24 protein-coding genes are annotated in these 24110 nt (G+C 71.4%); 11 read left to right on the plus strand and 13 right to left on the minus strand.

Annotated features, from left to right (window positions below):
- Nucleotides 1-18: 18 nt before the first annotated feature.
- The gene (locus WFJ01_RS10440) at nucleotides 19-636 is read right to left on the minus strand and encodes a PadR family transcriptional regulator (protein WP_295032463.1); all 618 of its coding nucleotides are present in this window, start codon (nucleotides 634-636) and stop codon (nucleotides 19-21) included.
- 256 nt (nucleotides 637-892) lie between these two features.
- On the opposite strand from WFJ01_RS10440, the gene secA reads away from it, so the two are divergent.
- Nucleotides 893-3697 carry a preprotein translocase subunit SecA gene (secA, locus tag WFJ01_RS10445; protein ID WP_292881233.1) on the plus strand — a complete coding sequence of 935 codons (2805 nt, stop codon included), beginning with the start codon at nucleotides 893-895 and terminating at the stop codon, nucleotides 3695-3697.
- A gap of 62 nt (nucleotides 3698-3759) precedes the next feature.
- Here secA and WFJ01_RS10450 read toward each other — a convergent pair whose 3' ends face one another.
- From WFJ01_RS10450 to WFJ01_RS10470, 5 genes are read right to left on the minus strand one after another with little or no spacing between them, the layout of a single operon-like run.
- Nucleotides 3760-5181, minus strand: a complete 1422-nt coding sequence (locus tag WFJ01_RS10450; protein WP_336628976.1) for a DUF1116 domain-containing protein — start codon at nucleotides 5179-5181, stop codon at nucleotides 3760-3762.
- A complete protein-coding gene (gene fdrA / locus WFJ01_RS10455) occupies nucleotides 5181-6728 on the minus strand; it encodes an acyl-CoA synthetase FdrA (protein ID WP_336628977.1) in 1548 nt (515 codons plus the stop codon). Before fdrA ends, WFJ01_RS10450 begins: the two co-directional genes overlap by 1 nt.
- Before the next feature lie 19 nt (nucleotides 6729-6747).
- Nucleotides 6748-7356: an ankyrin repeat domain-containing protein gene (locus WFJ01_RS10460; protein ID WP_336628978.1), complete on the minus strand. Its 609-nt coding sequence runs from the start codon at nucleotides 7354-7356 to the stop codon at nucleotides 6748-6750.
- The gene (locus WFJ01_RS10465; RefSeq protein WP_336628979.1) at nucleotides 7353-8660 is read right to left on the minus strand and encodes a cytosine permease; all 1308 of its coding nucleotides are present in this window, start codon (nucleotides 8658-8660) and stop codon (nucleotides 7353-7355) included. Before WFJ01_RS10465 ends, WFJ01_RS10460 begins: the two co-directional genes overlap by 4 nt.
- Nucleotides 8660-9652, minus strand: coding sequence for a DUF2877 domain-containing protein (locus WFJ01_RS10470; RefSeq protein ID WP_336628980.1), 993 nt, complete (start codon nucleotides 9650-9652; stop codon nucleotides 8660-8662). Before WFJ01_RS10470 ends, WFJ01_RS10465 begins: the two co-directional genes overlap by 1 nt.
- 152 nt (nucleotides 9653-9804) lie before the next feature.
- On the opposite strand from WFJ01_RS10470, the gene WFJ01_RS10475 reads away from it, so the two are divergent.
- The 3 genes from WFJ01_RS10475 (at nucleotide 9805) to WFJ01_RS10485 (ending at nucleotide 12786) form a co-directional block, all read left to right on the plus strand.
- Nucleotides 9805-10749, plus strand: coding sequence for a carbamate kinase (locus WFJ01_RS10475; protein WP_251444926.1), 945 nt, complete (start codon nucleotides 9805-9807; stop codon nucleotides 10747-10749).
- Between the two features lie 62 nt (nucleotides 10750-10811).
- On the plus strand, nucleotides 10812-11468 hold the full coding sequence (locus WFJ01_RS10480; RefSeq protein WP_251444923.1) for a GntR family transcriptional regulator: 657 nt from the start codon (nucleotides 10812-10814) through the stop codon (nucleotides 11466-11468).
- Nucleotides 11469-11565: 97 nt separating this feature from the next.
- Nucleotides 11566-12786, plus strand: a complete 1221-nt coding sequence (locus WFJ01_RS10485) for a pyridoxal phosphate-dependent aminotransferase (RefSeq protein WP_251444920.1) — start codon at nucleotides 11566-11568, stop codon at nucleotides 12784-12786.
- Nucleotides 12787-12798: 12 nt separating this feature from the next.
- Here WFJ01_RS10485 and WFJ01_RS10490 read toward each other — a convergent pair whose 3' ends face one another.
- Together WFJ01_RS10490 and WFJ01_RS10495 are read right to left on the minus strand one after the other, a co-directional pair.
- Nucleotides 12799-14046 carry an AAA family ATPase gene (locus tag WFJ01_RS10490; RefSeq protein ID WP_336628981.1) on the minus strand — a complete coding sequence of 416 codons (1248 nt, stop codon included), beginning with the start codon at nucleotides 14044-14046 and terminating at the stop codon, nucleotides 12799-12801.
- Nucleotides 14043-14660, minus strand: coding sequence for an SAF domain-containing protein (locus WFJ01_RS10495; RefSeq protein WP_336628982.1), 618 nt, complete (start codon nucleotides 14658-14660; stop codon nucleotides 14043-14045). The genes WFJ01_RS10490 and WFJ01_RS10495 overlap by 4 nt, the downstream gene beginning before the upstream one ends.
- A gap of 97 nt (nucleotides 14661-14757) precedes the next feature.
- On the opposite strand from WFJ01_RS10495, the gene WFJ01_RS10500 reads away from it, so the two are divergent.
- Nucleotides 14758-15036 carry a helix-turn-helix domain-containing protein gene (locus WFJ01_RS10500; protein ID WP_251444910.1) on the plus strand — a complete coding sequence of 93 codons (279 nt, stop codon included), beginning with the start codon at nucleotides 14758-14760 and terminating at the stop codon, nucleotides 15034-15036.
- A 15-nt stretch (nucleotides 15037-15051) separates the two neighbouring features.
- On the opposite strand, the gene WFJ01_RS10505 is transcribed toward WFJ01_RS10500, so the two are convergent.
- Nucleotides 15052-15645, minus strand: a complete 594-nt coding sequence (locus WFJ01_RS10505) for a hypothetical protein (RefSeq protein ID WP_251444906.1) — start codon at nucleotides 15643-15645, stop codon at nucleotides 15052-15054.
- A gap of 132 nt (nucleotides 15646-15777) precedes the next feature.
- Between WFJ01_RS10505 and WFJ01_RS10510 the strand changes: the two genes are divergently transcribed.
- A complete protein-coding gene (locus WFJ01_RS10510; RefSeq protein ID WP_251444902.1) occupies nucleotides 15778-16164 on the plus strand; it encodes an Rv3235 family protein in 387 nt (128 codons plus the stop codon).
- 64 nt (nucleotides 16165-16228) lie between these two features.
- Nucleotides 16229-17713 (plus strand): sensor histidine kinase, encoded by a 1485-nt coding sequence (locus tag WFJ01_RS10515; protein ID WP_336628983.1) that lies wholly within the window; start codon nucleotides 16229-16231, stop codon nucleotides 17711-17713.
- Between the two features lie 86 nt (nucleotides 17714-17799).
- Here WFJ01_RS10515 and WFJ01_RS10520 read toward each other — a convergent pair whose 3' ends face one another.
- Nucleotides 17800-18048, minus strand: a complete 249-nt coding sequence (locus WFJ01_RS10520) for a WhiB family transcriptional regulator (protein ID WP_045249333.1) — start codon at nucleotides 18046-18048, stop codon at nucleotides 17800-17802.
- Nucleotides 18049-18299: 251 nt separating this feature from the next.
- On the opposite strand from WFJ01_RS10520, the gene WFJ01_RS10525 reads away from it, so the two are divergent.
- Nucleotides 18300-18704, plus strand: a complete 405-nt coding sequence (locus WFJ01_RS10525; protein ID WP_295032483.1) for a hypothetical protein — start codon at nucleotides 18300-18302, stop codon at nucleotides 18702-18704.
- A 9-nt stretch (nucleotides 18705-18713) separates the two neighbouring features.
- On the opposite strand, the gene bcp is transcribed toward WFJ01_RS10525, so the two are convergent.
- The 3 genes from bcp to aroA all read right to left on the minus strand — a co-directional run bounded on the left by bcp (nucleotide 18714) and on the right by aroA (nucleotide 21755).
- On the minus strand, nucleotides 18714-19190 hold the full coding sequence (gene bcp, locus WFJ01_RS10530) for a thioredoxin-dependent thiol peroxidase (RefSeq protein ID WP_336628984.1): 477 nt from the start codon (nucleotides 19188-19190) through the stop codon (nucleotides 18714-18716).
- A 163-nt stretch (nucleotides 19191-19353) separates the two neighbouring features.
- Nucleotides 19354-20421 carry a ribosome small subunit-dependent GTPase A gene (gene rsgA, locus WFJ01_RS10535; RefSeq protein WP_251444890.1) on the minus strand — a complete coding sequence of 356 codons (1068 nt, stop codon included), beginning with the start codon at nucleotides 20419-20421 and terminating at the stop codon, nucleotides 19354-19356.
- Nucleotides 20418-21755, minus strand: coding sequence for a 3-phosphoshikimate 1-carboxyvinyltransferase (gene aroA / locus WFJ01_RS10540; RefSeq protein ID WP_336628985.1), 1338 nt, complete (start codon nucleotides 21753-21755; stop codon nucleotides 20418-20420). The genes rsgA and aroA overlap by 4 nt, the downstream gene beginning before the upstream one ends.
- A 63-nt stretch (nucleotides 21756-21818) precedes the next feature.
- Between aroA and WFJ01_RS10545 the strand changes: the two genes are divergently transcribed.
- From WFJ01_RS10545 to WFJ01_RS10555, 3 genes are read left to right on the plus strand one after another with little or no spacing between them, the layout of a single operon-like run.
- The gene (locus tag WFJ01_RS10545; RefSeq protein ID WP_442927965.1) at nucleotides 21819-22493 is read left to right on the plus strand and encodes a sigma-70 family RNA polymerase sigma factor; all 675 of its coding nucleotides are present in this window, start codon (nucleotides 21819-21821) and stop codon (nucleotides 22491-22493) included.
- Nucleotides 22490-22735: a mycothiol system anti-sigma-R factor gene (rsrA, locus tag WFJ01_RS10550; protein WP_251444884.1), complete on the plus strand. Its 246-nt coding sequence runs from the start codon at nucleotides 22490-22492 to the stop codon at nucleotides 22733-22735. Before WFJ01_RS10545 ends, rsrA begins: the two co-directional genes overlap by 4 nt.
- 59 nt (nucleotides 22736-22794) lie before the next feature.
- Nucleotides 22795-24102 (plus strand): GNAT family N-acetyltransferase, encoded by a 1308-nt coding sequence (locus WFJ01_RS10555; protein WP_336628986.1) that lies wholly within the window; start codon nucleotides 22795-22797, stop codon nucleotides 24100-24102.
- Nucleotides 24103-24110 lie beyond the last annotated feature (8 nt).

The following is a 24110-nucleotide window of genomic DNA, read 5'->3' on the forward strand; positions in this document are numbered from 1 at the left end:
CCGCTACGCCCTCGGCGATCAGACCGCGGGCGGCGCTCCGGTCGTCGCCGCGCTCTTCGTCGGCCGCCCCCGCTTCGGACGATCGGCGGACAGCCCCAGCTCCCGCGCATGCCGGGGGCGGGTGGCGAGCCGCCGCTCGGTGTGGTCGAGCCAGCGGAGCTCGGCCTCCGCAGCGAAGATCAGGGAGTCGATTACGAGCGTCCAGGCCAGCTCCTCGGGCCCGTCGGAGTGGGCGCCCGCGTACGTCGCGCGCTGAAGCTCCTGCATCCTGCTCAGCGATGCCCGGCGCTGCGCCTGGATCACGCTCGTGACGTCGACGCCGGGAAGCGTCGCGGCGACGGCGAGCTTGATCGCGAGCTCGTCCCTGGTTCCCGCTCCGCGCTCGACGGGGGAGGAGAGCCAGCCGGCGACCTCGGCGGATCCGGCGTCGGTGATGACCCAGTACACGTGCCCCTGCTCGTCGGCGTCGCCGCGTTCGACGAGTCCGTCCCGTTCCAGGCGCTCCAGGGTGTTGTAGATCTGTCCGACGTTGAGCGGCCAGGTGGATCCGGTGCGGCGGTCGAACTCCGCCCGCAACTGGTAGCCGTAGCAGGGGCCCTGGTCGAGGATGGCGAGGAGACTCTGACGCACCGACATCGTCTTTCCTTTCCCGGAATCGCTTTCGCAGTATATGCATACCGGGAAAGCGGGGGAGAGTCCGGATCCGAGCGCGTCACCGGAGGCGGATCCGCCCGCCGTCGGTCCGGGATCGGCTCGGCCGGGACCGGCAGCTCGCGGTCGATGATCATGCGCCGGACCGCCCAGAGGATCGACAGGTCACAGCCCGGTAACATGAACCCGTATGCCGTGCGCGTGACGCGCGGCACGAGACACCCTGAGGGAGATGGAATCCGTGGCGAATCCTCTTGAGAAGCTGCTGCGCGCGGGCGAGGGACGGATCCTGCGCCGCCTGAACGGCGTCGTCAAGGCCGTGAACGCGCTCGAGGACGACTTCGCGAAGCTCAGCGACGAGGACCTGCGCAACGAGACCGCCGAGCTGCGCGCGCGGTTCGAGAAGGGCGAGACCCTCGACCAGCTCATGCCGGAGGCCTTCGCGGCGGTGCGCGAGGCCGCCAAGCGCACGCTGGGCATGCGCGCCTACGACGTGCAGATCATGGGCGGCGCGGCCCTGCACGAGGGCAACATCGCCGAGATGAAGACCGGTGAGGGCAAGACCCTCGTGGCGACCTTCCCGTCGTACCTCAACGCCATCGCCGGCCAGGGCGTGCACGTCATCACCGTGAACGACTTCCTCGCGACCTACCAGTCCGAGCTCATGGGCCGTGTCTACCGCGCGCTCGGCATGACCACCGGAGTGATCGTCTCCGGACAGACGCCCGAGGTGCGGCGCGAGCAGTACAACGCCGACATCACCTACGGCACGAACAACGAGTTCGGCTTCGACTACCTGCGCGACAACATGGCGTGGCGCAAGGAGGACCTCGTCCAGCGCGGGCACTTCTTCGCCATCGTCGACGAGGTCGACTCGATCCTCATCGACGAGGCGCGCACGCCGCTGATCATCTCCGGTCCGTCGTCCGGGGAGGCGAACCGCTGGTTCGCCGAGTTCGCGAAGATCGCGCGCACGCTCGAGGCGGGCGAGGACTACGAGGTCGACGAGAAGAAGCGCACCGTCGGCGTGCTCGAGCCCGGCATCGAGAAGGTCGAGGACTACCTCGGCATCGACAACCTCTACGAGTCGGCGAACACCCCGCTGATCTCGTTCCTGAACAACTCGATCAAGGCGCTCGCCCTGTTCAAGCGCGACACCGACTACGTCGTCATGAACGACGAGGTCATGATCGTCGACGAGCACACCGGCCGCATCCTCGTCGGGCGCCGCTACAACGAGGGCATCCACCAGGCCATCGAGGCGAAGGAGGGCGTGCCGGTCAAGGCCGAGAACCAGACCCTCGCCACCGTCACGCTGCAGAACTACTTCCGCCTGTACGACAAGCTCGCCGGCATGACCGGAACGGCCGACACCGAGGCCGCCGAGTTCATGTCCACATACAAGCTCGGCGTCGTGCCGATCCCGACCAACAAGCCGATGATCCGCCAGGACAAGGCCGACCTCGTCTACAAGAACGAGACGGCCAAGTTCGCCCAGGTGGTCGAGGACATCGCTGCGCGGCACGAGAACGGCCAGCCCGTGCTCGTGGGAACCGTCAGCGTCGAGAAGAGCGAGTACCTCTCCCGGCTGCTGAGCAAGAAGGGCATCAAGCACGAAGTCCTGAACGCGAAGAACCACGCCCGCGAGGCCGAGATCGTCGCCCGCGCCGGACGCCTGGGCGCGGTCACCGTCGCCACCAACATGGCCGGTCGAGGCACCGACATCATGCTCGGCGGCAACGCCGAGTTCCTCGCGGTGCAGGAGCTGAAGTCGAAGGGCCTGGATCCGGTCGAGACGCCGGAGGAGTACGAGCAGGCCTGGGACGAGGCCTACGAGGCGATGAAGTCCAAGGTCGAGACCGAGGGCGCCAAGGTCGTCGAGGCCGGCGGACTGTACGTGCTCGGCACCGAGCGCCACGAATCGCGCCGCATCGACAACCAGCTGCGCGGCCGCTCGGGCCGTCAGGGCGACCCGGGCGAGAGCCGGTTCTACCTCAGCCTCACCGACGACCTCATGCGGCTCTTCCAGCAGGGCGCCGCCGAGGCGATCCTCGCGCGCACGAACTTCCCGGAGGACATGCCGATCGAGTCGGGCCTGGTGACCCGCGCGATCCGCAGCGCGCAGAGCCAGGTCGAGGCGCGCAACGCCGAGATGCGCAAGAACGTCCTCAAGTACGACGACGTTCTCAACCGTCAGCGCGAGGCGATCTACACCGACCGCCGGCACATCCTGGAGGGCGACGACATCGCCGACCGGGTCAAGCACTTCGTGGAGGACGCGATCGGCGCGGTCGTGGACGACCACACCGCCGAGGGCCACACCGAGAGCTGGGACTTCGACAGCCTGTGGACCGAGCTGAAGACGCTCTACCCGGTCGACGTCACGATCGACGAGGTCGTCGCCGAAGCCGGCGGCCGCAAGGGCGGGATCACCGCCGAGGGGCTCAAGCGCGAGCTCGTCTCCGACGCGATGGTCGCCTACGAGAAGCGCGAGGCGTCGCTCGGCGAGGCCGCCACCCGTGAGCTGGAGCGCCGGGTGGTGCTGCAGGTGCTGGACCGCCGCTGGCGCGACCACCTCTACGAGATGGACTACCTGAAGGACGGCATCGGCCTGCGCGCGATGGCGCAGCGCGATCCTCTGGTCGAGTACCAGCGCGAGGGCTACTCGATGTTCCAGGCGATGATGGGCCAGATCAAGGAGGAGTCGGTCGGCTACCTCTACAACCTCGAGGTCGAGGTGCGTCAGGCCGGCGACGAGGGTATCACCGAGGTCGAGGCCAAGGGGCTCACCGAATCCGCGGGCGACCAGCGCCTCGAGTACTCGGCGCCCAACGACGCCGGCGACGTCGAGGTGCGCAACGACCGCGGCCAGGTGCAGCAGGCGGCGACGGATCGCCTCCGCCAGGCGGCTGCTCGGGCTCAGGCCGGCGACGACGAGCAGCCGGCGCAGCCGGCGGCGCGCGGCGCCTTCGGTCAGCGCGTGGACGCCGGCGACGCGGCTCCGGCGAATCGCGCCGAGCGCCGCGCCCAGGGCAAGAAGAAGTAGGCGTCGTAGGACGACGAAGAGGCCGGCACCCCGTTGGGGTGCCGGCCTCTTCGTTCCGCGGGTCAGACGATGCGGTCGGCGAGCGCGACGAGCGCCTGCTGGAACGCCTCGACGGGCGGGTGGGTGATGCCGGCGCCGATCATGCCGATGCCCGGATCCTTATGCGCGATCGCGGTGTTGATGATCGGCAGGATCCCGGTCTCCATCACCTTGCGCACGTCGATGCCGGTGGGCACGCCCATGAAGTCGAGTGCGGGGATGGTGATGTTCGGGTTGTTCCCGGTCGTGATGTCGTTCATGGTGCGCGAGTAGCCCATGGCCTCGTCGACGGTGCCGCCGACGAGGGCGACGATCGCGGGGGCGGCGGCCATCGCGAACCCGCCGATGCCGAAGGTCTCGGTGATCGCGGAGTCGCCCATGTCGAGCCCGGAGTCGGCGGGCGTGTACCCGGCGAACATCGGACCGACGACCTGCTGGGCGGGGCCGGTGAACCACTGTCCGCCGGTGCCCGAGACGCGGATGCCGAAGTCGACGCCGTTGCGCGCCATCGTGGTCACGAGCGTGGAGTCCTCGATCCCGTTCGCCGCGTCGAGCGACGCCTTCGCCGTGACCATCCAGGTCGGTCCGGAGAAGTAGTCCGACGAGGCGACGAAGTCGAAGACCTCGCGCTTCTCCCGGGTGGTGAAGTCCGTCTCCAGGATATAGGGCGCCAGCGCCTGGATGAGCAGCGTCGTGCCGGCCACGTTGCGGTTGTGCGCCTCGTCGCCCATGTGCAGCGCCTGGGAGAGCATCAGCCGCAGATCGATGCCGTCCTGGTTCAGCGTCATGGCGCCCGACAGCACGGGGCCGAACACGTCGCGCATCCAGTTCAGGCGGTCGATCACCGACTGGTCGTTGGCGCCGAAGCGGAGGATCTTCGACAGCTGCTCGGACAGGTTGGTGAAGGCGAGGTTGCCGTGCGTGCGGTTGCGCACCTGGTGCACCCACATGCTCGCACTCGTGACGCCGGCCATCGAGCCGACCGACTGGTGCTCGTGGCAGGGCGAGAACGTGATCTCGCCGGAGGCGGCGAGCTCGAACGCCTCGTCGAGATCCGCGGCGAGCCCCTCGAAGACGAGCGCTCCGGTGACGGCGCCCTTCATCGGCCCCGACATGCGCGGGAACTCGATCGGGGGGCCCGCGTGCAGGATCGTCTTCGCGGTCATCCCGGGAACGACGTCGATCGCCTGTCCGAAGCCCTCCAGGAAGGGCTGGGCGGCGAGGATGCGGCTCAGCGCCTCCTGGTTGGCGGCATCGATCCTCGCCGCGACGGCCGGGTCCTCGAGCCGGCTCAGCGCGGCGATGACCTCGGGGTCGCCGCCGCCCGGAGGAGTCCAGTCCATGAGCACCGGGCTGACGCCCTGCGCCGCGAGGTCCTCGGCGAACATGTCGAGGCCGAGGTTGACCGGCTTCAGTGCGGATCCGAACAGGTCGTTGACGCTCATCAGTGGTCACCCTTCGCGACGAATTCGCGGGCCAGCAGCCCGAGGTTGGTGGAGGAGGAGGCGATCGTGACGCCGGCCGCCTGGAGCTTCGCGACCTGGTCGGTGATCGCCGGGGTGTCCAGGTCGGTGCCGAGCACGTAGCCGAGGATCTCGAGGTGCTGTCCGCGCGCGGCGGCCTTCGCCTTCGCCTCCTGGATGGCCGGGATCGTGACGCCCACGGGATCCTCGTGCGCGCCGAAGCCGAGGATGAAGTCCATCGCGATCACGCCCACGGTGGGGTCGTCGGCCTCCTGGACGAGGCGCTGCAGCCGCAGCGTCGGGTCGATCATCGGGTGCGGGCGCCCGTTGGTGAAATCGTCGTCGCCCATGTCGAGGTAGGTGTGGGCACGGGAGGCGTCCGTCGCGCCGATCACGCGGGCCGGATCCTTCTGGATGTTGGAGTACACGTCGTCGTAGGTCGCAAGGGCCGCGAACATCGCCTCGTCGCACAGCGTGCCGCCGCAGAACAGTCCGCGCACGTAGGTCTGCTCCGGTGCGAGCTTGGCGCGCACCTCCGCGATGAGGGCGAGGTTCAGCGGATGGGTGTCGAGCGTGGACTCGTCGACGCCGCTCGCGACGACGGCCGCGATCGCGGTCGGCTTGGTGCCGGCGACGAGCGTCACGTTGTCGTAGCCGCTGGAGGTGCGGGTGGACCCGAGGAAGGTCACCACGACGGGCTTGGACGCGGCGCCGGCGGCGGCGAGCACCTTGTCCGCGACCTCTTCGGCCGGGGGCTTGGAGACGACGACGATCACCGCGGTCTCCGGATCCGCGTCGAGGGCGGCGATGCCGTCGATCATGGAGATGCCGCCGATCTCGGTGCTGAGGTCGCGTCCGCCCGTGCCGATCAGCTGCGAGACGCCGCCGCCGAAGTCGTGGATCCGCACGCTCAGCTCCTGGCTGCCGGTGCCGGAGGCGCCCACGATGCCGATGGATCCGCGGCGCACGGCGTTCGCGAAGGCGAGGCCGGTGCCGTTGATGATCGCGGTGCCGCAGTCGGGGCCCATGACCAGCAGCCCCTTCTCGTGCGCGAGGGTCTTGAGGGCCCGCTCGTCGTCCACCGACACGTTGTCGGAGAAGATCATCACGTGCTTCCCGGCGTTCAGCGCCTTGCGCGCCTCGCGGGCGGCGAAGGCGCCGTTCACCGAGATGAGCACGAGGTTGCTGTCGGGGACCTCGGCGAACGCGCCGTCGAGGGTGCGGTAGCGCACTTCGGCCGTGCCGGCGGCGCTCTTGTCCTTGCGCGCGAGGATGTCGTCGACCGCCTGGATCGCCGCCGCGATGGTGTCGTCCGAGGCGTCGACGACGATCATGAGGTCGCTCGGACGGGCCTCGTCGATCGCCGGATCCTGGACGCCGACGTTGCGCAGCACTTCCTTGTTCATCGGTGTGGCCATGCCGAGCAGCGCCTGGGTCACGCCGTCGACGGCGTTCGCCTTGGTGCTCATGGACATGAGCGAGACCGAGTCGAGGTAGGTGTTCTTCCTGATTTCGATGTGTCTGGTCATCGTGTTCCTTTCGGGGGTCTCAGACGCGGGGACGCTCGAGGATCGCGACGATCTCGTCGTATCCGCGTTCGCGGGCCAGGTCGGCGGGAGAGACGCCCCACGGATCGGGCATCCCGGGCTTGGCGCCGTGCGCGAGCAGCAGCTCGACGATCTGCTGGCGCACGGACCCGCCGTCGCCGAGGATGATCGTCTCGATCAGGGCCGTCCAGCCCAGGTTGTTGGTGAGGTTGACGTTGATGCGGGTGTTCTCGAGCAGAAAGCGGACCACCTCGAGATGGCCCTTCTCCGCCGAGGGGGTGAGCCCGTTCCCGCCCATCCGGGTCAGCCGCTTGAGGTCGGCGCCCGCTTCGGCCATGGTCCGCACGAGCTCGAGGTCGTCGTTGATGCATCCGTACAGGAACGGGTTGGAGCAGGTCTGATCCTGCGCATCGATGTCGACTCCCTCTGCGATGAGAGCGCGCACGACGGCCAGGTGACCGCCGCGTGCCGCGTGCAGGATGGCCGAGGCCTCCTCGCGGTCCTGCGCGTCCTTGTCCGCGCCGTCGGCGAGGGCGGCGCGGACGCCGTCCAGGTCGCCGGACGCCGCTGCCGCGAGGTAGCGCTCATCGGCGCCGATCGAAGCGGTCATCGGTTCGTCTCCTTTGCGAGAGGGGCGTGCGAGCGGGGGATCTGCTCGAGGGCGAGATAGGCGAGGCAGCCCACGACCAGACCGACGACGGCGTCGCTCAGCACAGGCGCGAAGAAGTGCGAGAGCAGCGCCGCGCCGGCGCCGATGGCCCAGGCCAGCAGCGCGGTGAGGCGGAACCGCTGCGGCGCGCGACCCGCGTTGCGCTTCGCGAGGATGATCTGATCGGCGATGAGCACGGCGCCCAGCGGAGGCACCAGCACGCCCAGCAGGACGAGCCAGTTCACGAAGTAGTGCCACGCGCCGAGCACGGCGACGAGAGTGCCGATGACACCGAGGATCAGCGTCAGCACCCGCATCTTCGAACGCGTCAGATGCGACCAGCCCAGGGCGCCGTTGTAGAGGCAGTGCGTGCAGACGGATCCGAGGTTGATCACGACGAAGAGGAGCAGGAACACATCGAGCAGCGGGTTGCGGGTGCTCGTCAGGATCGGTGCGAAGTTGCCGCCGTTGACGGCGGGCTCGGCGATCGCGCCGGCGGCGACGAACAGCGCGCCGCTGAGCTGCGCGACCAGGCTCGCCACGGGGAACGCGGTGACCGTGGCGATCACGGCCTCCTTGCCGTTGCGCGCCCAGCGCGTGAAGTCGGCGGTCATCGTGCCGGAGTCGGCGAAGGTGGCCATGATCGCGGTGACCGCGACACCGAACGACATCGCCCCGCCGCCGACGCCGTGGTAGCCGAACACGGCCGAGAAGTCGTGGTTCTGCGCCGCGATGGTGATCGCGATGATGACGGCCGCGATGAACAGCGGCGCGGCGATGGATCCGAGCACGGACAGGGCGCGGATGCCGAGGTAGGTCACCGCGATGAAGACGAGGCCGGCGAGCCCCGCGACCAGGGTCTCGTTCCAGCCGAACGCGGTGCTCAGGCTGTCTCCGGTGGCGCCGGTGTTGAAGGCGAACCATCCCACGACGACGGTGGACAGGAACCCGGAGGCGATCGCATAGCCGGCGGTGCCGAAGGTCTCCGTCGCCTGCAGCGAGAAGCTCTTGCCGGTGCGGCCGGCGCGCCAGCTGAGCAGGCTCACGTAGACGAACATGATCGCGTTCGCGGTGAGGATCGCGCCGACGCCCGGCCAGAATCCCAGCATCGCGACGACGAGACCGCCGGGGACGGCGTTCGTGAGGATCATGGGGAAGCCGAACCACACGGCCGAGACCGTGAAGAGCGACTTCCGGTGACTCTGCGGCACGGGTTCGTGCTCGAACTCCGAGGTGCTGCTCTCCGCGGGTGCTGTCTTGGTCATCACACGTGCTCCTTGGGGACGTTCCCGGACGCCGGCGTCGCGGGGAGGGGTGCGGTGCGCAGGGCCGCCTCGGTGCGCAGAGCCAGGCGAACGCCCGTGAGCATGTCCGACCCGGAGGTGTGTCCGATCGCCGCGACGTGCGCGGCGGCGCTGCCGAGGCGCACGGCGTCGTCGTCGCGCAGCGCCTGGACGAGGGCGTGCAGTCGCTGCGGGGCGCGGGCGCGCAGGGCGTGCCGGATGGCCGCCGTGCTCAGCGGCGTCGTCCGCGCAGCGCCCGCACGGTCGACGGCGGCGGCGAGGGAGGCCCGTGCGGCGTGCAGTCGCATCCCGCGCTGAGCGCTCAGGAACGCGACGCCCGTGAGGACGTCGTCCCCGGACGGCGTGAGGCCTTCGCCGAGGCCGAGGAGAGGGATCGCCGCCTGCGTGATCCCGGAGGGATCGCCGTGCCGCAGGGCCGTCTCGAGGGCGTCGGCGTGCTCGGCCAGCAGTGGGGCCGCGATCCGGCCGAACGCGGTCAGCGCAGAGGGCGCCGGGGTGCGGCCGATGATCTCGTCCGCGCGTCGCAGTTGCGCGGGCGACAGGCTGCAGAGGCAGACGTCGTCGGGGAGCCAGGGGTGGGCGGGAGCGGTGAGGACCGCGATCGGACCGAGCGCCGTCTCGATCCGCAGTCCGTCGGATCCGATCCACACCTCGTCCCCGGACTGCACCGGCAGCGTCGTCCAGTCGTGGACGGGGACGCGCACCGTGGCCGGCGCGTCGTCGAGCTCGGGGGAGACGAGCGCCACGAGCTCATCGGCGATGTGCAGGTTCACGGCTCGGCGGTGCACGGAGTGCACCCGGTGGAGCGGAGCGGACGCCGCCTGCGGCACCGGGCGGACGCGGGTGAGCACCGAACGGAGCGATGCTCCGTCCTCGCCGCTCGGGAGCGTGTCCTCGAGTGCAGCGTCCCAGCTGAGCGCGCGCACGGCGACGGGGGTGGCGACGGGGGGCATCGTGTTCTCTCCGGGATCTCCGCGGGCCGTGGTCCACGGCGTCGGAGGATGGTCACATGTTCTCTCTCGTGTATACCATTGTTTGAAATGGAGTACCAGTCCTGAATCACCTACCGGTCGCGTCCGCGGCCTCAGCATGAGGGAGAAACCAGATGCGTGTCGTAGTCGCACTCGGGGGCAACGCCCTCGCCCGTCGGGGCGAGCCGATGACGGCCGAATACCTGCGCGCCAACGTGAAGGCGGCGTGCGAGGCGCTGGCGCCCTTCGCCCGTGACAACGAGGTCGTCATCACGCACGGCAACGGACCGCAGGTCGGCCTGCTCGCGCTGCAGAACCTCGCCTATCAGGACGTCGCCGCCTATCCGCTGGACATCCTCGGGGCCGAGACCCAGGGCATGATCGGGTACGTCGTGCAGCAGGAGCTCTCCAACGCGCTCGCCGGCGAGCGCGAGGTCGCCGGCATCATCACGACGACCGTCGTCGACGAGAGCGACCCCGCCTTCGTGCGACCCACGAAGCTGATCGGCCCGCAGTACTCCGCGCACGACGCCGCCGAGGCCGCCGCGGAGTACCGCTGGACGATCGCCAAGGACGGGAACGCCTTCCGTCGGGTCGTGCCCTCGCCCCAGCCGCTCTCGATCGTGCAGGCTCCGCTGATCCGCCGCCTGCTCGAAGCCGGCAGCCTCGCGGTCTGCGTCGGCGGCGGAGGGGTGCCCGTGCGCATCGACTCCCGGGGGCGCCACATCGGCGTGCAGGCGGTCGTGGACAAGGATCTGGCCAGCGCCGCGCTCGCCGAGGACATCCAGGCCGACACCCTGATCATGCTCACCGACGGGGACTACGTCAGCGAGAACTGGGGCACGCCGGAGCAGCGCGACATCCACACCGCGTCGGCGGACGCCGTGGCGGCGATGGCCTTCGCCGAAGGGTCGATGCAGCCGAAGATCGACGCCGCGATCCGCGTCGCGCGGGCCGGCGGCCGCGCGCTCATCGGGCCCCTCGACCGACTGGACGACCTCCTCGCCCGCACGATCGGCACCGAGATCGTGCCCTCGCTCAAGGAGGGGATCCGCTGGGTCGAGTCCCCGGCGGGCTGACCGGCGCGCCGTCGCCGCACCATGGTCGCGGAGGGCGCGGCTCTCGATGGAAGAATAGGCCCGTGACCAGCACGGAAGAACGTCAGCTCGAATCCACGAGGATCGCGGTGTGGTTGCGCGACGCGATCCTCGACGGGGTGCGGGCCCCCGGCAGCCGATTGATCGAGCGCGACCTCGCGACCGAGTTCGGCGTGAGCCGGGTGCCGGTGCGCGATGCGCTCAAGGTGCTCGTGGCGGAGGGACTCGTCGAACTGCGTCCGCACACCTGGGCGGTGGTGCGCGAGTTCACGGACGCGGATCTCGCCGATCTCGACGAGGTGCGCGCCGTGCTCGAGCCCCTGGCGTTCCGGCTGGCCGCCGAACGGTACCGGCGGGACGGGCTGGCGCGCCTGCAGCAGTCGATCGAGACCGAGCAGAGCGGTGCGCGCGTCGGCGACGGGATCGGATCCCGTCGGGCCGCGGCCGACTTCCACGAGATCGTCACGGACCTCGCGGAGAACCAGCTGCTGAGCGACATGATGAAGGGCATCCGCAGCCGGTTGCGCTGGGCGCTCTCGCAGCACGACGATCTGCAGCACTTCAGCGAGGAGCACGGCGAGCTCTTCGAGGCGATCAAGGCGCGCGACGGCGAGCGCGCGGCGGCCCTCGCCGCCGCCCACGTGGAGAGCAGCCGACGGGCACGCATCGCTCATGTCGAAGCGCGCCGCGCCAGGGCGTGAAGGCCGGTCGCTCCGACGCGGTCCAATCGACGGTGCGTGGCCCTTTCGGCGCCCCGGTGTGCACGGCGGGGCATCGATCGGCGGATAGGCTTTCGAGATGCCACGTACCTTCGACCAGTCGTCCAAGCTGAAGAACGTCCTCTACGAGATCCGCGGCAACGCGCTGGTCGAGGCGGCGCGGCTGGAGGCGGCAGGTCACTCGGTGCTCAAGCTGAACACGGGCAACCCCGCCATCTTCGGCTTCGAGGCTCCCCAGCAGATCGTGCGCGACATGCTCGCGACGCTGCCCGGCGCCCACGGCTACAGCGAGAGCAAGGGCATCGTCTCGGCCCGCCGGGCGGTGGTCAGCCGCTACGAACAGGTCGAGGGATTCCCGCTCGTCGATCCCGAGGACGTCTACCTCGGCAACGGCGTCTCGGAACTCATCACCATGACCATGCAGGCGCTGCTGGACGAGGGCGACGAGGTGCTCATCCCCGCCCCGGACTATCCGCTGTGGACCGCGATGACCAGCCTCGCCGGCGGCACCCCGGTGCACTACCTCTGCGACGAGGAGAACGGGTGGAACCCGGATCTGGAGGATCTGCGTTCCAAGGTGACCCCGCGCACCAAGGCCATCGTCATCATCAATCCGAACAACCCCACGGGCGCCGTGTACTCGCGCGAGGTGCTCCAGGGCATCGTGCAGGTGGCGCGCGAGAACGACCTGCTGCTGCTCTCGGATGAGATCTACGACCGGATCCTCTTCGACGACGCGCAGCACATCCCCACCGCGACCCTTGCCCCCGACCTGCTCTGCCTGACCTTCAACGGGCTCTCCAAGACCTACCGCGTGGCCGGCTACCGCTCGGGCTGGCTCGTCATCACCGGCCCGCAGCAGCACGCGAAGGGGTTCATCGAGGGCATCACGCTGCTCGCCTCGACCCGGCTCTGCCCGAATGTGCCGGCGCAGCACGCGGTGCAGGCGGCGCTCGGCGGGGTGCAGTCGATCGAGTCGCTGATCGCCCCCAGCGGCCGGCTGCATCTGCAGCGCGATGCCGCCTGGGAAGGGCTGTCCGCCATCCCCGGAGTGAGCTGCGTGCGGCCCGCCGGCGCGCTGTATGCGTTCCCCCGCCTCGATCCCGAGGTGCACGAGATCCACGACGACGCGAAGCTCATCTACGACCTGCTCGTCGCGGAGCGGATCCTGCTCGTGCAGGGCACCGGGTTCAACTGGCCGACGCCGGACCATCTGCGCGTCGTCACGCTGCCGGAGCCCCGGGTGATCACCGAGGCGATCGAGCGTCTGGGCAACTTCCTCGCGAGCTATCGGCAGTGATCCCGTTGCGGATCACGCGGTGGCGGCCCCGCGGCGTCGCGCTCTGCGCGTGACGGCGGGGGGCTGCTCGTCGCGCAGCAGCGCCGCCGCCAGCGATCGCATCGAGACCGTGAAGGCCGCCCGCCCCGACACATCGGCGACGGGGCGGGCGTGCAGCGCGGCCGCGTCGAGAGCGCGCGGGTCGAAGGGCAGGAAGTGCACGTCGCGGATCCCGGAGAACCGGTCCAGCGCCCGCCGGATCTGACCGCGCGCATCGATGCCGAGCGGGCCGGGGCGCACCTTGTTGACGGCGACCGTGACCGGCGCCTCGCCGATCTCGGCCCGCAGCTCGGCGTAGCCGCGGACGAAGCGGGCGATGCCGAGCGGGTCGGCCGAGGCGACGGCGACGATGCGGTCGGCACAGCGCAGCGCCGTCAGCGTCGCGGTGTTGCGTCGCAGACCCTCGAGGTCGCTGACGATCTCCTCGTCGGCCTCGAGCGAGGCGGCGACGTCGACCACGGTGACCGCGCTCCACTGCCGGCACGCCTCGAGAGCGCCGTGCAGCCGGGGTGCGGTGAGCTCGGGCCAGCGCGCGGGACGGTTGATCCCGACCAGCACGTCGACGGCGCCTGCCGCGGTCTCGACCGGAGTCGCGAGGCGGCTGAGCTCCGCCGCGTCGAGGAGCCCGAGCTCTGCGCGACGGCAGGCCGCGGCGATCCCCGGGCCGTCGTCGGTGAGACCCAGCAGAAGGGCGATCGCGGGCGCGTGCGTGTCGGCGTCGACGAGGGCGACGCCGCGGTCGGGCGCCGCGAGGAGCGCCGCCAGCTGCACGGCCACCGTGCTGCGTCCCGGCGCGCCGTGCGGGCCCCAGACGGCGATGAGGCGGCTCGTGGGCGGATCCGCGGCATCCGCCGCATCCCGGAGGGAGCCGCCGTCGTCGCGCGGCAGCAGCGCATCGGCGACATCCCAGCCGCTCGCGGAGGCGGGCAGCGGTGCGCCGAGGCCGTGCCGCCGGGCGATCCGTGCGGCGGCCGGGCCGTCGCCGAGCGTCAGGATCCGCACACCCGCGCGATCGCAGGCGTCGCGCAGCGCTCCGCTGAGCCAGGCGCGGTCCGCGGGGATCAGCAGCGCGTCCGCGGCGCGCAGCTCCTCCGCGTGCGGCGCGAGTCCGGCCGCCCGCTCGGGCGTGAGCCGCGAGACCACCTCGATGCCGGCGAGCTCCAGCTCGTCGGCGAGCGCATCGGCTCTCTCGCGGGCGACCGCCAGCACCACCGCGGTCACGAGCGGGCTCCGACCGGGACCACCGAGAGCGAGGCTCCTCCGCTGAGCGCGGTGAGGACCTCGCCGACCGCGCTCCGGCTGACGACGAGCTCGAGCGTCGTCGCGTTCGCCGAGAGCGGCCCGTCGTCACGGCCGACGGAGGCGACGACGGCGTCGGAGAGCAGCACGCGGGGCTCCGCGAAGCCCTTCCCGTCGTCTCGCGGGTCGGCTGCCCACACCTCCACGACCGTGCCGGTCTCGACGGACGCCGGGACCGGCACGGTGCTGCGCACGACCACCGACGTCGTGCGCCCCTGATCCGCGTCGGCCGCGGCGGAGGACGGCACGAGCTCGCCCTCGGCGATCGTGCGGGTCGCGATGAGACCCGGCTGGAGCCTGGCCGGGGTGAGATAGCCGGTCCCCGCGGTCCCCAGCATCACCTCGACCACGCGCACGTCGGCGGAGGTGAGCGGCTCGCCGGGCACGATCGTGCGCGCCGCCTGCAGGACAGGGGTGGTCTGCCGCGCCGCGCCGACGACCAGCCACACCCCGGCGACGGAGAGCACGATCAGCAGGAGGCCGATGAAGAATCGCAGATCGGTCCAAGGGCGTCGGCCTGTTCGTGGGGTGCGCATGGGGACATGGTCACAGATTCCGGATCCGCGCCGGAGAAGTTGTCCACAGCCCCGGGTGGTGCATCATCCACGGGCGTGCGCGGAGCACAATGGGTGCATGCCCGACGCATCCGCTGCTGCACCGCGCCATCTCGCTCCCGCCCAGGTCGCCGAGCTGCTCGGCGTGCAGGCGGACGAGGTCGTCGAGCTGATCCTGCAGGGGCGGCTCCGCGGCGCCAGGCTCGGCGACCCCGGCGCCTGGAGGGTCGAGGAGGACTCGATCTCCGACTACCTCGCGGAGCAGGCCGAGGACGCCCGGCGCCGGGCGCTGTGGCGGCAGGCGAACGCGGCGAGCTTCCCCGAGCTGTGGGGTCCGCCGCTCCGCCGGGGGGAGTAGCCCGGGGCGTCGTGCTCAGGCCGGCCCGCTCGCCGGTGCGTCGGCGCCGATCATGAGCACGGACGCGAACGGCACCATGCGGAAACCCGTGACCGCGCGTGCCCGGCGAGGGGCGCCGGCGTCGTGCAGCGCCAGGTCGAGGTGGTCGGCTCCCGCCCGGTCGATCGTCCCCGTCAGCAGCGTCCCGGAGCGTGTGCGCAGGGTGACGCCGCCGCGGCGTCGGGCGAGGTCGCGCACGACGAAGCCGAAGGTCATGCGCTCCCGGAGCGGGGAGAGCGGCGCGGCGCCGACGCTGGACAGGAGCGCCCCGTGATCGAGCGACCACAGTTCCACGGCGTGCGCGGGCAGCAGGGCCAGCCCGGCCCCTTCCTGCGGCTGCACGGCGGTCCAGTCCGCACCGACCGCGCGCAGCCGTCCGTGCACGCGCGTCGCATCGGCGAGCACCGCGGTCACCGTGGTCCCCTCGTCGGCGAGCGCTCCGAGCCGGGTACGCAGATCGAGCCGCGCGATCCGCAGCCGCTCCGCCTCGGCGTCGAGCGCCGCGCGCTCGGCCTCCCACCCCGAGGCGATCTGATCCTCGAGATCCTCGAAGAGCCGATCCCATTCCATAGCGACGAGCGTAGGCGGCCGCCGCGCGCCGCGTACGGGTTATCCACATTCCTCGCCGGCCGTCGCCCGAGCCGTGCGCCGATGTGCTCGAATGCCAGACACGCCATGTTCGAGTGCCGAGGGGGGACGCCGATGGTGACGTTCGAGGACTTCGCGCGGCAGCCGACGCCGACCGCGGACCTGCCGGATCCGACCCCGCTGCTGCAGAGCCTGACGCGCGGCGTGCTCGAGGTCCTCGCGGGTGTGCGGGAGACCGACCAGCTCGCGCGCTGGCTCACGGAGGAGGCCTTCGTGGCGTTGACGGCGCGAGCGAACCTCTCCGCCCGGGCGCGCAGTGCGCGCGGCGTCGCTCCGGCTCGTCCCGTCTTCCGGATCCTCTCCACGCACGTGTCCGAGCCCGCCGACGGCGTCGTCGAGGCGACGCTGATCGTGCAGACGCCGGGGCGCACGCGCGCGGTGGCCGTGCGCCTGGAGGGGCTGGACCGGCGCTGGCGGGCCACGTCGCTGGCGATCCTCTGACCGCCGTCCGCGCGCGGGGCGTCGCGCGGAGGGAGCGCGTTCGTCCACACCTTAGGCTGTCAGGGTGTCGACTCTCAGTGATCTCGCCCAGGCCCAGGGCTGCCTCGACGACGAAGACGTCGAGTGGCTGCATCGTCTCGCCGGCGACGGACAGCTGCTGGCCGACCTCGCCTCCGCCGACATCGTGATCTGGATCGCGACGGCCGAGGGCTCCTTCATCGCCGTCGCGCACACGCGCCCGAGCGGCGCGGCGACGCTGTTCTACCGGGACATCGTGGGGGAGCGGGTGCGGCCGCAGTGGCGCACCCAGGTACAGGGCGCCTTCGACACCGCGGAGATCGTCGACTCCGCCAACCCGGACTGGTTCGAGGAGACGCCGACCCGGGTGCGCGCCGTGCCGATCGTGCGCGCCCGCGGCAGGGACGGCGAGGGGGCGCGGCCGATCGGCGTGCTCACCCGGCACACGAACCTCGGCGAGGCGCGCACGCCCTCCCGTCAGCAGATCACCTTCAACGAGGCCGCCGACGACCTGTTCGGCATGATCTCGGTGGGCGAGTTCCCCGACCTCTCCGCGCCGACCTCACCGCGCCGCGGCGCCCCGAGAGCGTCGGACGGTCTCATCCGCATCGACGTGGACGGCGTCGTGACCTTCGCGAGCCCGAACGCCCTGAGCGCGTTCAACCGGATGGGCTTCGACGAGGAGCTCGAGGGGGAGTCGCTCGTCGAGGTCACGACGCGGATCATCCCGCCGTCCCGCCAGGTCGACGAGTCCCTGCCCGTGGTGGTGACGGGACGCGCGCCGTGGCGCACCGACGTGGAGGCGCGGGGGGTCACCGTGTCCCTGCGGGCGATCCCGCTCAAGGGCCACGGCACGCGGATCGGCGCGATCGTGCTCTGCCGCGACGTGTCGGAGCTGCGCCACCAGGAGCAGGAGCTCATCACGAAGGACGCGACGATCCGCGAGATCCACCATCGCGTCAAGAACAACCTGCAGACCGTCGCGTCGCTGCTGCGGATCCAGGCCCGACGCACCCACTCCGAGGAGGCGCGGGACGCGCTCACCCAGGCCATGCGCCGGGTGGAGTCGATCGCGGTCGTCCACGACACGCTCGCCGGGGGGCTGGCCCAGAAGGTCGACTTCGACGAGGTCTTCGCGCGCGTGCTCAAGCTCGTGGCCGAGGTGGCGTCGGCGCCCAACACGCGGGCGCGCACCCAGTCGACCGGGCGCTTCGGCGTGCTGCCGAGCGAGTACGCGACGCCGCTCGCGCTCGCCCTCACCGAGGTCGTCACGAACGCGGTCGAGCACGGGCTGGCCGGTCAGGAGGGCCTCGTCACGATCGAGGCGCAGCGCACCGACGAGAACCTGAGGGTGATCGTCCGCGACACCGGGCACGGCCTGCCGGAGGGCCGGATCGGTCAGGGGCTCGGCACGCAGATCATCCGCACGCTGATCCAGGGCGAGCTCGGCGGCACGATCGTGTGGGAGGGCTCCGACGGCGAGGGCACGACCGTGACGATCGACATCCCGATGCGCTGGGTGAACGGCTGAGTCGAGACGGGGCTCAGCGGGCCCGCGACGGCGGAACGAGCCGAGGCCCTCGGCTGCCCTGTGGCTCGGTCCGCGGGCGCGGCGGATCAGCCGGCGCGGCGGGCGCGGGCGGCGCGGCGCTTGAGAGCGCGGCGCTCGTCCTCGCTGAGTCCTCCCCAGACGCCCGAGTCCTGGCTGGACTCGAGGGCGTACTGCAGGCAGACCTCGGTGACGGTGCACCGGGCGCACACGGCCTTCGCCTTCTCGATCTGATCGACGGCCGGACCGGTGTTCCCGACGGGGAAGAACAGCTCGGGGTCGACGGTGAGACAGGCGGCCTTGTCGCGCCAATCCATGGGGGCTCCTCAGTGTGGAAATGTCGTGGGTGCGCGAGGTTCGCGTGCCCGGAATTCGTAGGCGGCGTTCGGGGGCCGACGCCCATTGGTGATGCGAGCAGCTGCTCGCCCCACGCCGCTGTGGGAGCACATGGCTGTGATCTATTCTCTTACATGAAAGGCGAACGATCAAGGTTTTTCTGGACCGGGTGTGAACGGCAGGGGAACCGCGAGCGAACCGCTGCCGCCCCCGATGATCCCCAGGAGTCCGTATGCGCCCGTCGAGACTGACCATCGCCGCCGCGACTCTGCTCGCCCTGGAGGCGCTCGCCCTGCTCGTCGTCACGCTCGTCGAGGTGTTCGGCCTGAGCTCCGGCACTGCGACCTCGCTGCCGTCGGCGCTCGGTCTCATCGGGCTCAGCGCGGTCGGGGCCGTCGGGCTGGGCGCGCTCGCCTACGGCGTGCTGCGGGAGCGCTCCTTCGGGCGCAGCGGGGGCATGGTGGTGCAGATCCTCGCGATCGCGGTCGCGCTCAGCGCCGTGGGCATCCGGCCGTTCCCGACGACGTTCGTGCTGGCCCTGCTGATCCCCGCCGCGCTCGGCGTCGTGATGCTGTTCCTGCTGACGCGCCGCGCCGGGGCCGAGACCCGCGGGCACGGCGACGCCGCGCAGGACTGAGCGGCGCGGTCAGGCGGCGAGCCCGACCAGCTTGCGGATCCGGGCCACGTGGCCCGTGGCCTTGACGTTGTACAGCGCGTGCTCGACGACCCCGTCCTCGTCGATGACGAAGGTCGAGCGGATGACGCCCTGGACGACCTTGCCGTAGTTCTTCTTCTCGCCCCACACCCCGTAGGCGCGGTGCACGGCGAGGTCGGCGTCGCTGAGCAGGGGGAAGGACAGCCCGTCGCGCTCGGCGAACTTCTTCAGCTTCGCGACCTCGTCGCGGGAGACGCCGAGGACGGCGTACCCCGCGCCCTGCAGCGACGACAGGCTGTCGCGGAAGTCGCAGGCCTCGGTCGTGCAGCCCGGCGTCATCGCCGCCGGGTAGAAGTACAGGATCACCTTCCTGCCGCGCAGGTCGTGCAGGGAGACGGACGCGCCGTCCTGATCCTGCAAGGTGAAGTCGGTGGCGGTGTTTCCGGATTCGAGGCGCTGCTCAGTCACCCGTCCAGGCTACCCGGATCCACCAACCGCGAGACCGAACCTGCGTCGCGAGACCGAGGCGGAATCACGCGGTCTCGCGACGCAGGTTCGGTCTCGCGGTCAGTTCTCGGGTCGACGGGGCACGGGACACAGGGCACGGGGCCCGGGCGCCGGGCGTCGGCCGTCAGAGCTTGTCGGCGAAGGTCGCGAGCAGCCGCTGCAGCGACTCCAGCCGCGCCAGCCCCGCGTCCCCGAGGGCGCCGTCGGCGGCCGCCTCGTTCAGCGCGCAGTCCTCGGCGTCCGCACGGTGCGTGCAGCCGCGCGGGCAGTTCTCGGCGATCGTCGCGAGCTCGGTGAACGCCGCCAGGATGTTCTGCGGATCCACGTGACCGAGCCCGAACGACCGCACGCCGGGGGTGTCGATGACCCAGCCCGAGCCGAGGGGCGTGCCGGGACTGAGCTCCGGGGCGATGTAGCGCAGCGACACCGTCGACGAGGAGGTGTGCCTGCCTCGCCCGGTCACCTCGTTCACGTGGCCCGTCGCACGCCCGGCGCCCGGGACGAGGGCGTTGACGAGCGTGGACTTGCCGACCCCGGAGTGCCCGACGAACACCGTGGAGTGCCCGATGAGCGCCGCCCCGATCTCGTCGACGGGCATCTCGCCCTGAGCGCTCGTGAAGACCTGCAGATCGAGGCCGTCGAAGTGCTTCAGGAACTCGGAGGGATCGGCCAGGTCCGTCTTGGTGACGACGAGCAGCGGGCGGATCCCGGCGTCGAGCGCCGCGACGAGGTAGCGGTCCACGAGACGCTCACGCGGCTCCGGATCCGCCGCGGCGACCACGATGAGCATCTGATCGGCGTTGGCGACGATGACGCGCTCCACCTGATCGGTGTCGTCCGCGCTGCGGCGCAGCAGCGAGGAGCGGTCGAGTATTCCGACGATCCTGCCGAGCGTGCCCTCCTCGCCGGTGAGGTCACCGACCACGCGCGCGGCGTCGCCCGTGACGATCGGGGTGCGGCGCAGCTCGCGCGCGCGTGCCGCGGTGATGGTGCGCTCGTCGTCGGTCCCCTCGCCGAGGAGCACGGCGTAGCGTCCGCGGTCCACGCCCAGCACGCGTCCGACCTCGGCGTCCGCGTGCGCGGGACGGCGCTTGGTGCGCGGCCGGTTGGCCTTCGGATTCGGACGCGTCCGGATCTGCGACTCGTCGAAGTCGTCGAGCTCGTCGTCGCCGTCGTCGTCCAGCCAGCTCACGCGGTCTCGCTCCTCGTCGCGGGAGCGGCCAGCAGGCGGGTCCACAGCTGGGTGAACTCGGGCAGGGTCTTCGCGGTGGTGCCGATCTCGTCGATCTCGACGCCGGGCACGCGCAGGCCGATGAGCGCTCCGGTCGTCGCCATGCGGTGGTCGTGATGGGCCGGCCAGGTGCCGCCGCGGAGGGCGCGGGGAAGGATCCGGATGCCGTCCTCGAGCTCCTCCGCCTCGCCGCCCAGGGCGCGCAGGTTGCCGGCGAGCGCGGCGATCCGGTCGGTCTCGTGCAGCCGGATGTGCCCGATCCCGGTGATCGTGGTCGGCCCGTCGGCCAGGGCGGCCAGCCCGACGAAGGTGGGGGCGAGCTCGCCCGCCTCGGACAGGTCGAACTCGCCACCGCGGATCGCGCCGGTGCCGCGCACCGTGAGCACGTCGCCCGCGCGGTGGATCTCGGCGCCGAGGGGCGCGAGCAGCTCCGGCAGCAGTGCCCCGGGCTGCGTGGACCGGGCGGGCCAGCCCGAGATCGAGACCTCGCCGCCGAGGACGAGAGCCGCGGCCAGGAAGGGGGCCGCGTTGGAGAGATCGGGCTCGATCGCGATCTCGCGGGCGCGCGGCACGCCGGCCTCGACCATCCATTCGCCCGGGGCCGGCCGGGAGACCTTGATGCCGCGTCGGGTCAGCGTCTCGACCGTCATGTCGATGTGCGGCATGCTGGGCAGCCGGGCGCCGGTGTGCACCAGGTGCAGGCCCACGTCGAAGCGGGGCGCGGCGAGCAGCAGGCCCGAGACGAACTGGCTGGACGCGGAGGCGTCGATCTCCACGCGGCCCCCGCGGATGTGGCCCCGCCCGCGGATCGTGAACGGCAGCGACCAGCTGCCGTGGTCCTCGACGTCGACCCCGAGGTCGCGCAGCGCGTGGATCATCGCACCCATCGGACGGTGCAGCGCGGTCTCGTGCGCGGTGATCAGCACGTCGCCGTCCGCGAGCCCGGCGAGCGGGGCGATGAAGCGCATGACGGTGCCGGCCTGGCCGCAGTCGATCGTCGCGCCGCCGCGCAGACGCGCGGGGGAGATCCTCAGGTCGGGCCCGAACCCGCCCGATCCCGGCTGCTCCTCGACGCCGACCCCGAGGGCGCGCAGGGCGTCGATCATGCGTGCGGAGTCGTCCGAGTGCAGGGGAGCGGTGACGAGCCCCGGGCCGTCGGCGATCGCCGCCAGGACGAGCTCCCTGTTCGTGAGCGACTTGGATCCCGGCACGTGCAGCCGGGCGTCCACGGCGCCGGTGGCCTGGGGCGCGATCCAGCGGCCGCGGGGTGCGGGGGAATACGTCGAAGCGCTCATCGGTTCCTACCCTACTGAAGGGCTCCGATCGGAGGCCGCGGGAAGACGGAGAAGGACGGGCTCATGCTGGCGACGCTCGAGCGGGTGCCCCGGGAGGTCTTCGGCCTAGACTGGCTGGCGATGAACGATCAGGCACCGCTGGACGCGCAGCCGGACGCGGAGTCTTCCGCGCGCCGGGAATTCGAGGAGCAGGCGATCCCCTTCATGGATCAGCTCTACGCCGCCGCCATGCGCATGACGCGCAATCCGGCCGATGCCGCGGACCTCGTGCAGGAGACCTTCGTGAAGGCGTTCGCCTCGTGGTCGAGCTTCACCCAGGGCACCAACCTGAAGGCGTGGCTCTACCGGATCCTGACGAACACCTATATCAACATCTATCGCAAGCGGCAGCGCGAGCCCTATCAGGGCACGATCGACGAGCTCGAGGACTGGCAGCTCGGCGGCGCCGAGTCGACCACGGCCTCGCACAGCCGCTCGGCCGAGGCCGAGGCGATCGACCGCATGCCCGCCTCCGTCGTCAAGGAGGCGCTGCAGGCGGTCCCGGAGGACTTCCGGCTGGCGGTGTACCTCGCGGACGTCGAGGGCTTCGCCTACCAGGAGATCGCCGACATCATGAAGACCCCCATCGGCACCGTCATGAGCCGCCTGCACCGCGGGCGACGCATGCTGCGGGAGCTGCTGGCGGACTACGCCGCGGAGCGAGGCATCGCCGCGGCCGGCACGAGGAGCACGAAATGACGGACTGCGGATGCGCCAAGGCGCGGCAGGACCTGGAGGAGTACCTCCGCAACGAGATGTGCAAGACGGAGCATTCCGATATCCGCGAGCATCTCGACAACTGCCCGTCCTGCGCCGAGGAGGCGCTGGTCGCCACCACGCTGACCGAGGTCGTGTCGCGAGCGTGCAAGGAGACCGCGCCCGAGGAGCTGCGCGACCAGGTGCTCGCTCGCCTGCGGGCCGTGCAGGCCGCCGCGCACTGACGCATCGCACCGCGCCGGGAGGCCGACGCCGCGTCGTCGGCCGTGGTTAGGCTGAGGTCATGGCAGACCTCGACGCCCGTGACATCCCCGTCGACCCGCTCTCGCGGGAGCGGCTGAGCGCGTCCCAGCTCGACTACCGCGTGGTCGACGTGACGGATCCGGTGCAGCTGCGCGGGTTCGCCCGTGCCGACGCGAGGGGCTTCCTGGACAAGGAGCCCGACGACGACGCGATCCGCCTGATGGGCGAGATGATGGCGCTCCGGCGCAACATCGGCGTGTACGCCCCGGGGATCGAGCTCCCGGTCGCGACCGTCGACTCCTGGGTGACGCCCATGACGGTGCCGGGAGGTCCCGGCGCGCACGTGGACATGTGGGCGATCAGCATCGTCACGGTCGCGGCCACCCACCGTCGGCGCGGCATCGCGCGCAACCTCCTGGAGGGCGAGCTGCGCGCCGCGGCCGCCGCGGGCGTTCCCATCGCGGGGCTCACGGCCACCGAGGCGACGATCTACGGGCGCTACGGCTTCGGCCCCGCGATCCCGGTCGCGCACCTGCGCGTCGACGCCCGGCGCGCCGGCGGCATCCGGCTGCCGGTGACAGACGCACTCCCGACGGTCGAGTACCTCGAGCCGGAGGCCCTCAGGACGGCCCTCGACGAGGTGCACGAGCGCGCTCGTCTCGGCCGGGCCGGCGAAGTCCCGGGGTGGCCCCTGCGCTGGCTGCGCATGGCGGGACTCACGCCGGGGGACGAGCGGTCCCGGGCAGTCCGCGGAGTGAGGGCCGTCGACGCCGACGGGGTGACCCGGGGTGTGCTGGCCTACACGCTCGACATGCTCCCCGACGAGTTCGGCGCCGATCTCGCGATCCGCCACCTCGACGCAGAGACCCCGGAGGCGCTGCGCGCGCTCTGGGCCTTCGCGATGAACCACGACCTGATCCGCACGGTGCACGCCGACCTGCGTCCGCTGGACGACCCGCTGCCCTGGCTCGTCGCCGACCAGCGCGCCGTGCAGACGACCGTCCACGACCACGGCTGGCTCCGGATCCTGGACGTCCCCGCGGCGCTCGCCGCGCGCGCCTACCGCACCCCGCTCGATCTCGTGCTGCGGGTGACGGATCCGCTCGGGCTCGCCGAGGGATCCTGGCGGCTGCGGGTCGATGCGGAGGGCGACGCGGTCGTGGAGGCGACGTCGGACGCCCCGGACGTGGAGCTGGGGGTCGACGCGCTGTCGTCGCTGTACCTGGGCGGCGTGAGTGCGATCGCGCTGCGGGCCGCCGGGCGGATCTCCGCATCGGCGGAGGCGGCGGTGTCGATCCAGGACGCGTTCGGCTCGGCCGCGGCGCCTGCGCTCACCATCTGGTACTGAATGTCCGG

Origin of the sequence: Microbacterium sp. MMO-35 (assembly GCF_037147555.1) — a bacterium.
GTDB lineage: Bacteria > Actinomycetota > Actinomycetes > Actinomycetales > Microbacteriaceae > Microbacterium.